We start from the raw sequence: 14,185 nt of genomic DNA, 5'->3' as shown, positions 1-14,185 counted from the left end.
ATGCAAAACAGTTCCAGAAAACAAGCACAATATTACCATATGGACCCAAACAGCATTTCATTTAAGCTGTTTTTGGTTTATGACATCTTTATGGTGTTTATTATTATTTTCAATCTGTTCTGTCTTGCAGCAAATTTCTTTTTAATGAGCAGTATTGGGGCATGGTTTTTCGAACATATTCACTTGCCCCAAGTACTCAGCTTTTATAAAACCTATTTACACCCATGGGTAATTACGACAGAAGCTTGGTTTATTGGCTTTTTAATTACTGAATTTTTTGTCCGTTGGGGCATTTCTATTGTTTATAAACACCATAAACGTTGGTTCTTCTTTCCATTTATTCACTGGTATGAAATTTTAGCCATCATTCCGCAATTGCGTTTTTTACGTTTGTTTCGTGCCGGCATTATTGCCTATCGCTTATATGAATTAGGCTATCCGGTTATTCCTGAAAGCTGGAGAAAAAACGGTTTATTTTATTATCGTGTCGTTATGGAAGAGCTATCTGATCGCGTGGTTATTACGGTTATTGATGGCATTCGTAATGAGCTTCAAACAAGCTCAACACATAAGCAAATTATTCATGAGCTGGTTAACCATCATCGTGAACAATTTACGGTTACCCTGACCTCCATATTACAAGAATCCTTAGCTACAGCATTAAAAGAACAAAAGCCCGCAATTACAAAAGGTGTTGGACAAATTGTTGATCAAGCCATAGAAGATACGCCAGAATTAACCCAATTATTACGCTTAATTCCTTTAGTCGGAGGCCGTATTGAACAGCAAATTCAAAGTATTGGTCAAAGACTTGGGGAAAATATCAGTGCAGGTTTAATAGAACCTTTAATTGAAGGGTCAAAAGAACAGCCCAATGCAACTTATCAATTAATTTCAGAAAAAATAAGTAACGTGAATATTAATAACCGTGAGCTTGAGCAACTTGTCGAGTCTGTGGTATTTGAAAGTCTCGAAGCAATTCGCAAACAAGTTAAAGTCAAACAGTGGCAACAAACCCTTGCGGAGCATGATCGAATCAAAGAATAAGCATTTACTTAATTTTTTATGAAACACGCTAGAGAATTGGCACGATTTGTTCTAGCATTTGCTCTATTTACAATAAACTTAACGATATTACAGCTCGTTTTAACGCCTTGAAGGAAGACTTATGGCTGATATCCGGATTACCGGCAGAATGGTTAACTTTAGCAGGATAACCTTCGATACGAATGATCATGATGTGATCCGCCAGCAATTATCAAATATTCTAAATGAAGGTTCCTATCAGGGAACTGTCGTTATTATAGATAGTACTGTTGAGCAAGAGCTCATTGCTTTAATTCAGTTGTTAGTCAGCTTAGGTTTACAGCCTATGGCGGTTATTGACGGTATTTTAGGTGATGAAGCACGCGCCATTCAGTTCCCTGTATTACCGGCAGACCAGCCATTACAACGCATTAAAGCAACTGCGGAGCAAGTTGCAATTGTAGAGAAGCCTACCTCTGCACAAGCTTCAGTAGAAACAAAAAAACCACTAAATAATAATGCAGTTGCCCATATTACCTCTTATCATGATGAAATTTTGCGTACAGGCCAATCTCTTGTACAAGACCAAGGCGATATTATTTTAAAAGCTGGCATGAATAGTGGATCTGAAGTGATTGCTTCAGGAAATATACATATTTATGGCACGGTTCGTGGTAGAGTCATTGCTGGTGCGGGTGGGCACGCTGCTGCACGCATTTTTTGCCAATCTTTAGAGGCTGAACTCGTTTCCATTGCCGGAACATATTGTGTCGCAGATGATATCCCTAAACATGTGGTAAAAAAGCCAGTACATATTTATTTAAATGAAAAGCAAGAGCTTGAATTTGAAGCTCTAGAACTTTAGTTTATTAAGCAAATCACCAAAAAACAGCCCTTTTAAGGGTGTATGTATGACCATAATAGGAGTGGATTCGGTGGCCAAAATTGTTGTCGTAACATCAGGCAAAGGTGGTGTAGGTAAAACTACAACGAGTGCATCTTTTGCAACAGGTTTAGCCCTTCGTGGTCATAAAACTGTTGTGATTGACTTTGATGTAGGCTTACGTAACCTTGATTTAATTATGGGGTGTGAGCGTCGTGTTGTTTATGATTTCGTCAATGTAATTAATAATGAAGCACGTCTGCAACAAGCCCTTATTCGCGATAAAGATATCGAAAACCTTTACATTTTGCCGGCTTCACAAACCCGTGATAAAGATGCTTTGAGCGACGAAGGTGTTGCTCGTGTAATTGATGAGCTTTCTCAAGAATTTGATTACATTATTTGTGACTCACCTGCGGGGATCGAGCGTGGTGCGATTTTAGCAATGTACCATGCAGATGAAGCAATCATTGTGACAAACCCTGAAATTTCTTCAGTACGTGACTCTGACCGCATCATCGGAATTTTAGACAGCAAAACTAAAAAAGTTGAACACAACGAAGGACGTATACGTAAGCATTTATGTATTACACGTTTTAACCCTGAACGTGCTGACCGTCAGGAAATGCTGACGATTGATGATATTTCTAAAGATATTTTACGCGTACCGACATTAGGTGTTATTCCTGAATGTCCAAGTGTATTACAAGCATCAAACGAAGGTAAACCAGTTATTCTGTACTCAGAAACTAAAGCTGGCCAAGCGTATGATGACTTGGTTGCTCGCTTTCTTGGCGAAGACCGCCCTTATCGACACATCACAGCTCAACCTAAAGGCTGGTTAGCACGACTATTTGGAGCGTAGATATGGCAGGATTCTGGAGTAAATTATTTAGCAGTGAAGAAAAACCATCAAGTGCTCAAACTGCCAAAGATCGTTTAAAAGTTATTGTTGCATCAGAACAAGGTTTAGGCCGTCGTTTAAGCCAAGACAAGATTGACCAAATGAAGAAAGAAATCATGCAGGTGGTCAGTCGTTATGTCAGCGGTGTAGGCGAACAGCATATCCAAATGCAAGTTCGTTCTGAAGCAAATATCGAAATGTTAGAAATGAATATCAATTTACCTGAAGAACGATAATTCTATTTCTGACTATTCAATAAATCAGAATCAAGGCAAAATAACGCAAGTTATTTTGCCTTTTTTAAAATGAGGAGATTGTCATGGCATTATCACAGCCAGCAACTTTCAATGAAGAATGGTCCGATGAGCGTGTTTTTGCCTACCTCAACCAACTTCCTCCAAATGGTGTGAACGCAGACTTTCATGTGCTCTACCATGCTTTCAAACATATGCGTCCAAATGACTATGAACGTCTTTTGACTAAATTCGTTGCAGATGGACGAGATATCAATGCAACAAATCCTGAAGGCGAACGTATTCATGATGTGATTGCTAAATTTCCGCGTCAATCAGCGCCGTTTTTAGAAGTTTTAGCAAAATTTGCTTAAGCTTAAGAATAAAAAAAGCCTCTTTAAGAGGCTTTTTTATTGTCTGGATTTACCGGTTTCCAATCAAGAAAATACCAAACACGGTGAAAATACCACCTGAAATCCCATCAATCCATTTTGAAAAATTACGGTAAGCCACTCTGAAACTCGGTAATGAGAAAATAAAAGTCACAAAGCAGAACCATAAAATCGTTTCAACCGACACAATAATAAACAGTAACCAATGAACTTGATCAAGCTGAGGGTTAGCTAAAAATAAAGAGAATACACTACCAAAATAAATCACGGCTTTAGGATTCGATAAATTGGTAAGTAATCCTTTCATAAAAAATAAGTAAGGTGCTTTAGGCAACTCAACAGTTGTCACCTCTTGCTGCTGATCTTTTGAAAATGCTGAACGCAACATTTGATAGCCTAACCAACATAGGTACAAACCACCTGCGATGAGTAACCCTTGCTTTAACCATGCCATTTTCTCAAAAATAATATTTAAGCCCATCAGTGCTAAAGAAGCCCAAAACATAACACCCGCTGTTATTCCTGCCACAACCAACATGGCTTCTTTACGAGAGCGGCTCACTGCGGTCTGTGATACCAGAAAAAAATCAGGCCCTGGAGTAATAAGCGCACAAAAATGAATAAAAGCTAATGTAATTAACGCGACTAACATGTTGTCCTCCTGATTTGTTTCATTGTTTTTTATTTAGAAACACACATTAGCATTTTTTACTATTTGATAAAATCTCAAACTGCCGCTGAATAATGATTATTTTTAACCATAAAAAAAGCCTCCGAAGAGGCTTAATTTTAAATGTAGATATTAAACTAAAATATCTCGCTTACCATTGGCGCCCATAGCACTCACAATACCGTTCTCTTCCATTTGGTCGATAATACGGGCAGCACGGTTATAACCTAAGCTAAACTTACGCTGTAATGATGATGTAGATGCCTTACGAGTTTCTAGGACAAACGATACACATTGATCATAAAGTGCATCACGGTCTGAAGCACCATCACCCTCTTCAAAGCCACGCGAAGCTGGCTCTTCATCAAATGGTGTTAAGATCTCATCTACGTAGTCTGGTTCACCACGTTCACGCCATGCATCACAAATACGGTTAACTTCATCATCACTAATAAATGCACCATGTACACGTTCTGGCTCAATTTTACCTGGCCCTAAGAACAGCATATCACCATGGCCTAACAAGTCTTCTGCACCACCTGCATCCAAAATAGTACGTGAGTCAATTTTACTGTTTACACGTAAAGCTACACGCGTTGGAATATTGGCTTTAATAAGACCTGTAATGACATCTACCGATGGACGCTGAGTTGCAAGCAATAGGTGAATACCAGCAGCACGAGATTTTTGCGCCAAACGCGTAATCATTTCTTCTGCTTTCTTGCCTACCTGCATGATCATGTCGGCAAACTCATCTGCCACAATCACAATTGATGGTAATGGCGTTAAACGAGGTGCACGCTCTTGTGTCGCTGAATCACTTGGTTTCCATGTTGGATCAATCAAGTCTTCTCCATTCGCAATTGCTTCTTCAACTTTTCGGTTGTAGTCACTTAACTTACGAATTTTAAGGAATGACATAAGCTTATAACGGCGTTCCATTTCATTTACACACCAGTTTAATGCACTAACTGCATCTTTCATGTCAGTGACTACAGGCGTTAATAAATGCGGAATATCGTTATAGTTAGCCAATTCAAGCTGTTTCGGGTCAATTAAAATTAAACGTAATTGATCTGGCGTATATTTAAGTAACATCGATAAAATCATCGAGTTAACGGCAACAGATTTACCCGAGCCAGTTGTACCCGCAACTAACATATGCGGTGCTTTTGCCAAGTCTGTTAGTACCGGATTACCCGAAATATCTTTACCCATTGCCATACTAATCAGAGCACTTGGGTCACGATATGCTGGTGTTTCCAACAGCTCAATTAAACGTACCATTTCACGGGCACTATTTGGTACTTCAATACCAATATATGGTTTACCCGGAATAACCTCTACAACACGTACTGATGCCATAGACATTGAGCGCGCCAAGTCACGGGAAATATTAGTCACTTTAGATGCTTTCACACCCGGTGCTAAATCTAATTCAAAACGTGTAACAACTGGACCCGGCTGAGCTTCAACAACCTGCGCCTTCACATTAAATTCTTGTAATTTAATCTCAAGCAATTCAGACAAACGCGAAAGCTGCTCTTCGGTAAAGTTAACTTTCTTATTTGGGTCAACCTTATCAAGTAATTCAAAACCCGGTAATGTTGGTAAATCTAAACGCTTTTTGGCTACCTGCATTGCACGCGACATTGGTCGACCTGATGCATCTGTTAATGGCGCATCAAAATCGAATTCATCCTCAAAATTGTCTTCTGGCTTTCCAGCAGTTTCTTGCCAAGCTTCAATAAATTCTTCTTTTGAAAGCTTCTCTGCACCAATCGTAGTTTGAATAGGAGCTTTTACAAATGCTGAAGATTGCGCATAGCTACTTGCTTTAACCGATTGAGGTGCTGGGGCAATATCTTCATCAATTAATAAGTCATCAAAATCATCAAATACTTGTTCATTTGATAAGTTTTTAGGTGACTGATTTAAATTTGATACAGGTGCAGATGTTTCAACTGATGGATGAGATGTTTGCGGTGCTACTGCTGATTCAACGTGATGATCTTGAACGAACGGCGTATGTACATCAGTAGCAGTTTTACTATTTGGAACTGCTGCAAGCAATTCATCAAAAATCTCATCATCATTCCAATCTAAGCCTTGATGAATATTCGATGCTTGAGGTTGTGCTTGTTTAGCCTGATAAGCCGTTTCTTGGAATTGCTCATGACTTGGATGTTCATTTGAATCATCAGCAGCTCTTAACAGTGCATCAATTTCTTGCTTATGACTTGCATCATCGCGCTGTAGGGCACGCCAAACCTCACCTGTCGCTACTAAACGCTCACTGTCTTTTTTAAGCTGTTGAGCTTGTTCAAGCGTACGCTCAAAGTTTTCTGGCTGAGGCGCTGGTTTTTCTTCAATAGTTTCAGGCTGACTTTGCTCTTTCGCTAACACATCGGCAAATAAACGCTCCGCCATTTCATCGTGTCGTGTAGAGCTAGCTTTGGCTTGAGTTTTTTCTGGCTGAACATTTAGCTCTGCTTCATCAGTAACGTCAGCATTAGGCATCTCGGCAACTTTTATCGTTGCTGTTTTATTTGCAGGCTGTGTAGTTAAATCATAAGCAGATTCATTTGGCGATACATTCTTATAGAATAAATCTTGTAAATAACTCGGCATTGCTTTGAGAGTAACCCATGTTTTGCTCCACTGCACCCCAAATGCCAAAGTGAACAATACCACTCCGAAAACCAATAAAAATAAGGTCGCACCATAAATTGTTAAGAGTTGAGATAAGCTCTGCCCTAATTCATAACCAATAATCCCACCTGCCGCATTATCTAAAGTATCTGCAGGTACATTCCAGTGTAAGTAAAGCAAACTAGACACAACAAGAATTAAGAAGAACTGAGCAGCATAACGGAATGGACGGTTTAGAAAACTATGCGGCCACCAGACTTGAATAGCTTCAACAAATAAGAAAATTGGAATAAGTAAACTTGCCCAACCTAAAAAGCCAAACAGCAAATCTGCAATCCATGCACCGGCAATACCACTTGCATTGGATACTTGCTGAGTATCACTTGAAATATGCATCCAGCCCGGATCAAATGGCGTATATGTTACTGTCGCCAGAAACATATAAATACCAAAAGAGACCAAGAATAATGTCATCAATAAGCGCTGTGCATAAACACTTGACACCGCAGTCATATACTGTCCTGTAACCCATTTAATTATTGGTTTAGAGATGTGAAGACCTACATTTCAGATCTTCAACGAATGAACTTTATATTATGCACCTGTTCTTACAAAAAAGGTGCATGATTCTTTACAGTTGTTGTTAACATAAGGCTCTTCTATATTGTTATATAACTTAATTCGATTGTCCTGATCAATATTATCCACATTGATTTCACGCTATTGGTCGGCAATTTCACGTATAATTTTCAAAATTCTCGAAATAAATAAGGATACCCTCAATGAGTGCTCGTCATTCTCGGTTAATTATTCTCGGTTCTGGTCCTGCGGGTTATAGTGCAGCTGTATATGCAGCACGTGCAAATCTTAAACCAACACTTATTGCTGGTTTACAACTTGGCGGCCAACTTACAACGACAACCGAAGTTGACAACTGGCCGGGCGATCCTGAAGGTTTGACTGGTCCTGCTTTAATGGACCGTATGCAAGCACATGCTGAACGCTTCGGTACTGAACTCGTCTATGACCATATTAATGAAGTGGACTTAAATGTACGTCCTTTTGTTCTTAAAGGTGATATGGATGAGTACACTTGTGATGCATTAATTATTGCAACTGGTGCGACAGCTCAATATCTTGGTTTAGAGTCTGAACAAAAGTTTATGGGCCAAGGCGTGAGCGCATGTGCAACATGTGATGGCTTCTTCTATAAAAACCAAAAAGTAATGGTTGTAGGTGGTGGTAATACCGCTGTTGAAGAAGCGCTTTATTTATCAAATATTGCTGAACATGTAACACTGGTTCATCGCCGCGATTCTTTACGCTCTGAGAAGATTTTACAAGATCACTTATTTGCTAAAGAAAAAGAAGGCAAGATCAGTATTATTTGGAATCATGAAGTTGAAGAAGTCCTTGGTGACAATACTGGCGTAACAGGTGTTCGCTTAAAATCTACAAAAGATGAAAGCAAACAAGATGTACAAGTTCAAGGCTTATTCGTTGCCATTGGTCATAAGCCAAACACTGGAATGTTTGAAGGCCAGTTAAACTTACGTGATGGCTATATTCAAGTACAAAGCGGTACTTCAGGTAATGCAACAGCAACTTCTGTAGCAGGTGTTTTCGCTGCGGGTGATGTTGCTGACAGTATCTACCGTCAAGCCATTACTTCAGCTGGTTCAGGCTGTATGGCAGCATTAGATGCAGAAAAATATCTAGATAATCTTTAAGTTTAGATATTTCAAACAGCCGTTATAAAACGGCTGTTTTTTTATCATTTATAATAATTGCTGGCTGCCTCAAATTAATTTTTATAGCATAACCCTTAAGCACACATTATTTTAGTTTTATGAACATACTACCTCTATCTCAATATATTTTTCCAGATCCAGAGGAAGCCGATCCAGATGGTCATGGTCTAATTTGCATTGGTGCTGACCTCTCCCCTTCTACCCTCTATGAAGCATATACTCACGGACTCTTTCCTTGGTTTAATGAAGATGAACCTATTTGTTGGTGGAGTCCTGAACCACGCTGTGTGATTTACCCTCAAAACTATAAACCAAGTAAATCGCTCATTCGGAACATGAAAAAGCACGATTACACCATTACGGTAAACCGTGCTTTTGAACAAGTCATTCGTTCATGTTCACTACCTCGAAGTTATGCTAACGAAACTTGGATTAGCGAAGATATTATTCAAGGTTACTGCGCGTTGTTTAATTCAGGTTATGGCTACAGCATAGAAGTTTGGCAAGACAAACAGCTGGTAGGCGGTTTATATGGAGTTACGATTGGTAAGGGTTGTTTTGGCGAGTCTATGTTTAGTACTCAAACCGATGTTTCTAAAATGGCTTTTTATACTTTAATGTTAATCGGTCAAGAAAATCGGCTTCCTTGGGTCGACTGCCAACTGGTAAATAGTCATTTAATTAGCTTGGGGGCTTGTACACTTTCTCGGCAGGAATATCTTAAATCGTTACAAGATGTAATTATTCACCCCTCTATCAATTGGAAAAAGTATCAAGAACGTGTATTTTCAAGTAAAACAATAGCATTAAATGCAAAATTAATGGAATGACAACAGGAGGGACCAATCATGAAATCATATCACCCGAAGTCCCTTTTAAATGATCTGCAATACTATATTACTCCACCTCACGATTGCAGCTATTTAGAAAATAAGTCAGCACGTATGGTCTTTTTAGACCCGATTCACCGAATTGATGTGGTGACTCTTTCAGAGTTATCGCGATTAGGTTTTCGTCGTAGTGGTGACTTTGTATATCGACCTGAATGTCATTTATGCAGACAGTGTTTGTCTTGTCGTGTTCCAGTTGCCGACTTCCAAATGAACAGTATGCAAAAAAAAGCATGGAAGCGGAATCAAGACCTTACCATGACTGTTCTGCCAACACGGCAAGCTGCACAAATTCATTATGATTTATATGAACGTTACATTAACGAGCGCCATGCCGATGGTGATATGTTTCCGCCAAGTTTAGATCAATTTGAAAAATTCCTAGTTCATAGTTGTACAGATAGTTTCTTCTTAGAGCTATGGAAAGACAATCGTCTTATTAGCGTTTCTACATGTGATTTAATGGATGATGGATTATCTGCGGTCTATACATTTTTCGACCCAGACGAGCACCGCAGATCTTTGGGTGTTTATTCAATTTTGAATCAGATCGAATATGTAAAATCACTTGGTTTAGAATATCTTTACTTAGGCTATTGGGTACCCCACTCAGCCAAAATGAATTATAAATCTCAATATACTCCACTAGAACTTTTATTAGATGGGCAATGGCGCCGCTTAAATAGATCATTATCGCCTGAAGAGATCAATCAGTTAGGTAACTCTCTCATGACGACATTACCTTCTGAGTGGAATAATTTAATTATTAAATAGCTCGATTCTGTCTTGTTGTTAAGTCCGCAGCAAGACAGCCATTTTAAAATAAAGACGCAAAATCGTCGGTACAGCTTTTTACCATAATAACGGCATTTTCACGCCCACCCTCTTGAGTTGGGTAATAATTGCGACGCACATCAATTTGATGAAAACCTGTTTTTTCGTATAAACCAATGGCTGCTTTATTACTTTCACGAACCTCTAGAAAAATTTGTACAGGTTGATTTTCTAACCGCCCAATCGAGGTTTCCAACAATTGATATCCTAAACCTTTACCTTGCATTTGAGGATCAATTGCCATAAGCAATAAGTTCGCTTCATCTAACACAGGTTGTAAAATACAAAAACCGACGACCTTATTATTTAACTCAATTACCGTACACTGATAAGAGTTCACAGATTCTAGAAATTGCTGCCTAGACCATGGGTGTGTTTGAACAAGCTTCTCAATTTGGGCAACACTATCAATATCGGAGGCTTGCATAGTACGGATCATGAGTTTCAGCACATTTTTAGATTTCAAAGTAAACGTATTATAGAAACTTAAATAGAAAAAACGAGTAAAAAAAAGAGCAATTAAATTGCTCTTTTTCCGGACAGTTTTTTAAAGCCCTAACTTTTCACGCCAAGTGGCCAATAAAGCTGTCGTATCTGAATCATTTGGATGGAATTTTGGTCTTAAGAAATCAAGTAACTCAGGAATTTGACGGGTCATAAAACCTTTACGACCATACATAAACTTAAGCATGTATTTGGTGTCTTTCCAAGTTAGCTTGTCATCAGTCTTAAGTAACTTAGCAGTAAAATAAGATTGTGTAGCGAAGATTAATGTCATCGCAATAATTAAAGCGGTTGAGCGCATAAAATAAGCTTTTGGCCCTTGCCCATACATACTTGTATACACATCAAACGCAACAGCTTTATGTTCATTTTCTTCTACTGCGTGCCACATCCATAAGTGATACATGGTGTCATCTTGGAACATGGCCTGAATTTCAGGATTTTGTAAAAGTTCAGCGGCAATCGTCGATGTAAAATGTTCTAAAGCACAAGTACCTGTCAAATCAATCATTTCTTTAGTATAGCCAAAAGGTTTCATTAACTTGGTTACAACTGCTGTACCCATTTTAATAACTGTACCTGTTTGCTTTTCCATTTTGCGAACATCATACCCATACGCTTGCGCAGAAGCGTTAAATGCTAAATGTTCTTTAGAATGCATAGCTTCTTGACCAATAAAAGCACTTATTTCTTTTTGAAGAGCCGGGTCAGCAAGCTTTGGATCATTTCGTACTGCACGTGTACTATTTACAAAGAACTGCTCGCCTTCAGGAAAAAGAGCCGATAATGCTGTCATAAAGTGAGTTAATCCTGCATCGTAATTTGCCCAATAACGTGGGACTTGAGCAAATTCAAAGTCCATACGACGTACAGGGAAACTTGCTCCGGCACGATTAGAAATATTTACTTTAGCATTCATGTCAGACTCCTTTAAGTGAACCATCAATTCACTTATATCCTTATTTATTTTCTTAATATTTATAATAATACGCCTTTGAAAGCGCTATTTAAGTGCAGATGAGGACAGCAAATTATCAGATGAGGTCATCACTAGCCCCTTTCTGGAGCAAAATGAACATATATCAATTTTAAAAATGAGCAGTGGTTTCAAGACAATAAAAAAGGACTGCTAACAGTCCTTTTCACTTTATTTTTAATTTAAAGTCCAAGTTTGGCTTTCCATGATTTTAATAGGCTAACTGTATCTAAATCATTAGGATGAAAGCCTGGTTTAAAATAAGCCAACATCTCTTTAGCCATACCCGTAATAATGCCTTTCGACGGGCTATAACCATATTTATAAATCACAGACAATTCATCTAAGTTTAATTTTTTATCTTCTCTTAAAAGACGGAGTACAAACGAAGATTGAATTGCGAAAATAAGCGCCATCGCAAATACAAGTGAACTTGTACGTAATGCATAAGCTTTAACACCTTTGCCAAATACGCCTTCGTATACATCAAAAGCTACGGCTTTATGTTCATTTTCTTCTATTGCATGCCAATACCACATAGTTGACATTGTTTTGTCTGTCATAAGCTCTTGAATATGAGTATTAACTAAAAGCTGAGATGCAATCGTTGCAGTAAAATGCTCAAGAGCCGTAGTCGCAGTTAAATCTACCATTTCTTGCGTCATACCAAATGGTTTTACGATCTTTGCAAAAGTTTTACGGGCAGTCTGAATAGCTGTATCAGTAAATTTTTCCAACGACTCTACATCATGACCGAACTTTTGTGCAGATGCATTAAAGTTCACATGTTCTTGAGTATGCATAGCCTCTTGACCAATGAAAGCACTAATTTCTTTTTGTAGCTCTTCATTGTTTTTAATCGCTGGGTGATAACGCACCGCACGTACACTATCAATAAAGAACTTTTCACCAGCAGGAAATAGTGCTGATAATGCTGTCATAAAATGTGTAAGGCCAGCAGAACCATTCATCCAGTATTCTGGTACATCATTAAAGTCAAAGTTCATACGACGTACAGGAAAGCTTGCTCCGGCACGATTCGTAATATTTACTTTAGCGTTCATAGTGAAAGCTCCTTGCTAGTAACCGTAGTTACTTAAACTTTATTGTTCGTTTTCTTGATTCTTATCATACAAAGTTAATAAAAAGGCTTAAGTGCAAATAGGGACATTGAAGTATCAGTTAAGGCCAGCTTTCTATTGAATTGTCGAACAATTAAACATAAAAAAAGCGCCCCAAAAGGAGCGCTTTTTTCACTGAAAAGTGATTATGCAGTTACTTTCGCAACAACACCAGCACCTACAGTACGACCACCTTCACGGATCGCAAAACGTAGACCTGGGTCCATTGCGATTGGGTGGATTAATTCTACTGACATTTCAACGTTGTCACCTGGCATTACCATTTCAACGCCTTCTTTCAACTGAATCGCACCAGTTACGTCAGTTGTACGGAAGTAGAACTGTGGACGGTAACCATTTAAGAATGGAGTGTGACGACCACCTTCTTCTTTAGAAAGTACGTATACTTCTGCGTCGAATTTAGTGTGCGGCTTGATTGTACCTGGTTTAGCAAGTACTTGACCACGTTGTACGTCTTCACGCTTAGTACCACGAAGTAATACACCACAGTTCTCGCCTGCACGGCCTTCGTCAAGAAGTTTACGGAACATTTCTACGCCAGTTACAGTTGTTTTAACTGTATCTTTAATACCAACGATCTCTACTTCTTCACCAACTTTAACGATACCAGATTCTACACGGCCTGTTACTACTGTACCACGACCAGAAATTGAGAATACGTCTTCGATTGGCATTAAGAATGCTTTGTCGATAGCACGTTCTGGTTCTGGGATATAAGAGTCAAGAGCTGCTACAAGAGCAAGAACTGATTCTTCACCGTAAGGACCTGCTTCACCGTTAAGAGCAGCAAGAGCTGAACCACGGATTACTGGAGTGTCATCACCTGGGAAGTCGTAAGTAGAAAGAAGTTCACGAACTTCCATTTCTACTAATTCAAGTAATTCTTCGTCGTCAACAAGGTCGCATTTGTTCAAGAATACGATGATGTAAGGTACACCAACCTGACGAGAAAGAAGGATGTGTTCACGAGTTTGTGGCATTGGACCGTCAGTCGCAGCACATACAAGGATCGCGCCGTCCATCTGAGCAGCACCAGTGATCATGTTTTTAACGTAATCGGCGTGGCCCGGGCAGTCAACGTGTGCGTAGTGACGAATTGGAGAATCGTATTCTACGTGTGAAGTATTAATTGTAATACCACGTGCTTTTTCTTCAGGTGCTGAGTCGATTTGCGAGTAATCTTTCGCTTCACCGCCGTAAGTTTTTGCACAAATAGTTGCAATCGCAGCAGTTAAAGTTGTTTTACCATGGTCAACGTGACCGATTGTACCCACGTTTACGTGTGGTTTATTACGTTCAAACTTGGCTTTAGCCATGATGATCTTCCT

General features: G+C 39.0%; 14 protein-coding genes. 8 read left to right on the top strand and 6 right to left on the bottom strand.

Translation table 11 applies throughout. The features are described from left to right. The 5 genes from J582_RS12615 (at position 1) to J582_RS12595 (ending at position 3,420) form a co-directional block, all read left to right on the top strand. Complete coding sequence (locus tag J582_RS12615; protein WP_004710238.1) at positions 1-1,047, top strand: hypothetical protein; 1,047 nt, start codon at positions 1-3, stop codon at positions 1,045-1,047. A gap of 121 nt (positions 1,048-1,168) precedes the next feature. Beyond that, positions 1,169-1,891 carry a septum site-determining protein MinC gene (gene minC / locus J582_RS12610; RefSeq protein WP_032047986.1) on the top strand — a complete coding sequence of 241 codons (723 nt, stop codon included), beginning with the start codon at positions 1,169-1,171 and terminating at the stop codon, positions 1,889-1,891. A gap of 70 nt (positions 1,892-1,961) precedes the next feature. Then, complete coding sequence (gene minD, locus J582_RS12605) at positions 1,962-2,774, top strand: septum site-determining protein MinD (RefSeq protein WP_032047985.1); 813 nt, start codon at positions 1,962-1,964, stop codon at positions 2,772-2,774. Between the two features lie 2 nt (positions 2,775-2,776). Further along, positions 2,777-3,049, top strand: coding sequence for a cell division topological specificity factor MinE (minE, locus tag J582_RS12600; RefSeq protein ID WP_000896934.1), 273 nt, complete (start codon positions 2,777-2,779; stop codon positions 3,047-3,049). Positions 3,050-3,132: 83 nt separating this feature from the next. Further along, complete coding sequence (locus J582_RS12595) at positions 3,133-3,420, top strand: PA4642 family protein (protein WP_001218560.1); 288 nt, start codon at positions 3,133-3,135, stop codon at positions 3,418-3,420. Positions 3,421-3,469: 49 nt separating this feature from the next. Here the strand turns inward: J582_RS12595 and rhtC are convergent, their stop codons facing one another. Beyond that, the gene (gene rhtC, locus J582_RS12590) at positions 3,470-4,090 is read right to left on the bottom strand and encodes a threonine export protein RhtC (RefSeq protein ID WP_004888379.1); all 621 of its coding nucleotides are present in this window, start codon (positions 4,088-4,090) and stop codon (positions 3,470-3,472) included. Between the two features lie 150 nt (positions 4,091-4,240). After that, complete coding sequence (locus J582_RS12585; RefSeq protein ID WP_032047984.1) at positions 4,241-7,273, bottom strand: DNA translocase FtsK; 3,033 nt, start codon at positions 7,271-7,273, stop codon at positions 4,241-4,243. Positions 7,274-7,542: 269 nt separating this feature from the next. Here J582_RS12585 and trxB point away from each other — a divergent pair, with 269 nt between their 5' ends. The 3 genes from trxB to J582_RS12570 all read left to right on the top strand — a co-directional run bounded on the left by trxB (position 7,543) and on the right by J582_RS12570 (position 10,175). After that, positions 7,543-8,490 (top strand): thioredoxin-disulfide reductase, encoded by a 948-nt coding sequence (trxB, locus tag J582_RS12580; RefSeq protein ID WP_002052068.1) that lies wholly within the window; start codon positions 7,543-7,545, stop codon positions 8,488-8,490. Between the two features lie 119 nt (positions 8,491-8,609). Beyond that, positions 8,610-9,341 (top strand): leucyl/phenylalanyl-tRNA--protein transferase, encoded by a 732-nt coding sequence (aat, locus tag J582_RS12575; protein ID WP_032047983.1) that lies wholly within the window; start codon positions 8,610-8,612, stop codon positions 9,339-9,341. Between the two features lie 18 nt (positions 9,342-9,359). Then, on the top strand, positions 9,360-10,175 hold the full coding sequence (locus tag J582_RS12570) for an arginyltransferase (RefSeq protein ID WP_002052085.1): 816 nt from the start codon (positions 9,360-9,362) through the stop codon (positions 10,173-10,175). 43 nt (positions 10,176-10,218) lie between these two features. Here J582_RS12570 and rimI read toward each other — a convergent pair whose 3' ends face one another. From rimI to tuf, 4 genes are all read right to left on the bottom strand, one after another. Continuing rightward, on the bottom strand, positions 10,219-10,674 hold the full coding sequence (gene rimI / locus J582_RS12565) for a ribosomal protein S18-alanine N-acetyltransferase (protein ID WP_032047982.1): 456 nt from the start codon (positions 10,672-10,674) through the stop codon (positions 10,219-10,221). A gap of 108 nt (positions 10,675-10,782) precedes the next feature. Next, on the bottom strand, positions 10,783-11,658 hold the full coding sequence (locus tag J582_RS12560; protein ID WP_032047981.1) for a metal-dependent hydrolase: 876 nt from the start codon (positions 11,656-11,658) through the stop codon (positions 10,783-10,785). Positions 11,659-11,897: 239 nt separating this feature from the next. Then, the gene (locus tag J582_RS12555) at positions 11,898-12,779 is read right to left on the bottom strand and encodes a metal-dependent hydrolase (RefSeq protein ID WP_004710249.1); all 882 of its coding nucleotides are present in this window, start codon (positions 12,777-12,779) and stop codon (positions 11,898-11,900) included. A 203-nt stretch (positions 12,780-12,982) separates the two neighbouring features. Continuing rightward, on the bottom strand, positions 12,983-14,173 hold the full coding sequence (gene tuf / locus J582_RS12550; RefSeq protein ID WP_002157016.1) for an elongation factor Tu: 1,191 nt from the start codon (positions 14,171-14,173) through the stop codon (positions 12,983-12,985). Positions 14,174-14,185: the final 12 nt, after the last annotated feature.

The sequence above is a fragment of the Acinetobacter sp. 1566109 genome (genome assembly GCF_000582255.1).
Lineage (GTDB): Bacteria > Pseudomonadota > Gammaproteobacteria > Pseudomonadales > Moraxellaceae > Acinetobacter > Acinetobacter nosocomialis.
The sequence above is the reverse complement of the archived record's forward strand: the minus strand, read 5'-3'. Positions and strand labels throughout refer to the sequence as shown.

Coding starts and splice junctions, on each gene's coding strand:
- J582_RS12615 (WP_004710238.1), top strand. CDS start 1: ATGCAAAACAGTTCCAGAAAACAAGCACAATATTACCATATGGACCCA.
- minC (WP_032047986.1), top strand. CDS start 1,169: ATGGCTGATATCCGGATTACCGGCAGAATGGTTAACTTTAGCAGGATA.
- minE (WP_000896934.1), top strand. CDS start 2,777: ATGGCAGGATTCTGGAGTAAATTATTTAGCAGTGAAGAAAAACCATCA.
- J582_RS12595 (WP_001218560.1), top strand. CDS start 3,133: ATGGCATTATCACAGCCAGCAACTTTCAATGAAGAATGGTCCGATGAG.
- rhtC (WP_004888379.1), bottom strand. CDS start 4,090: ATGTTAGTCGCGTTAATTACATTAGCTTTTATTCATTTTTGTGCGCTT.
- J582_RS12585 (WP_032047984.1), bottom strand. CDS start 7,273: ATGACTGCGGTGTCAAGTGTTTATGCACAGCGCTTATTGATGACATTA.
- trxB (WP_002052068.1), top strand. CDS start 7,543: ATGAGTGCTCGTCATTCTCGGTTAATTATTCTCGGTTCTGGTCCTGCG.
- aat (WP_032047983.1), top strand. CDS start 8,610: ATGAACATACTACCTCTATCTCAATATATTTTTCCAGATCCAGAGGAA.
- J582_RS12570 (WP_002052085.1), top strand. CDS start 9,360: ATGAAATCATATCACCCGAAGTCCCTTTTAAATGATCTGCAATACTAT.
- rimI (WP_032047982.1), bottom strand. CDS start 10,674: ATGATCCGTACTATGCAAGCCTCCGATATTGATAGTGTTGCCCAAATT.
- J582_RS12560 (WP_032047981.1), bottom strand. CDS start 11,658: ATGAATGCTAAAGTAAATATTTCTAATCGTGCCGGAGCAAGTTTCCCT.
- J582_RS12555 (WP_004710249.1), bottom strand. CDS start 12,779: ATGAACGCTAAAGTAAATATTACGAATCGTGCCGGAGCAAGCTTTCCT.
- tuf (WP_002157016.1), bottom strand. CDS start 14,173: ATGGCTAAAGCCAAGTTTGAACGTAATAAACCACACGTAAACGTGGGT.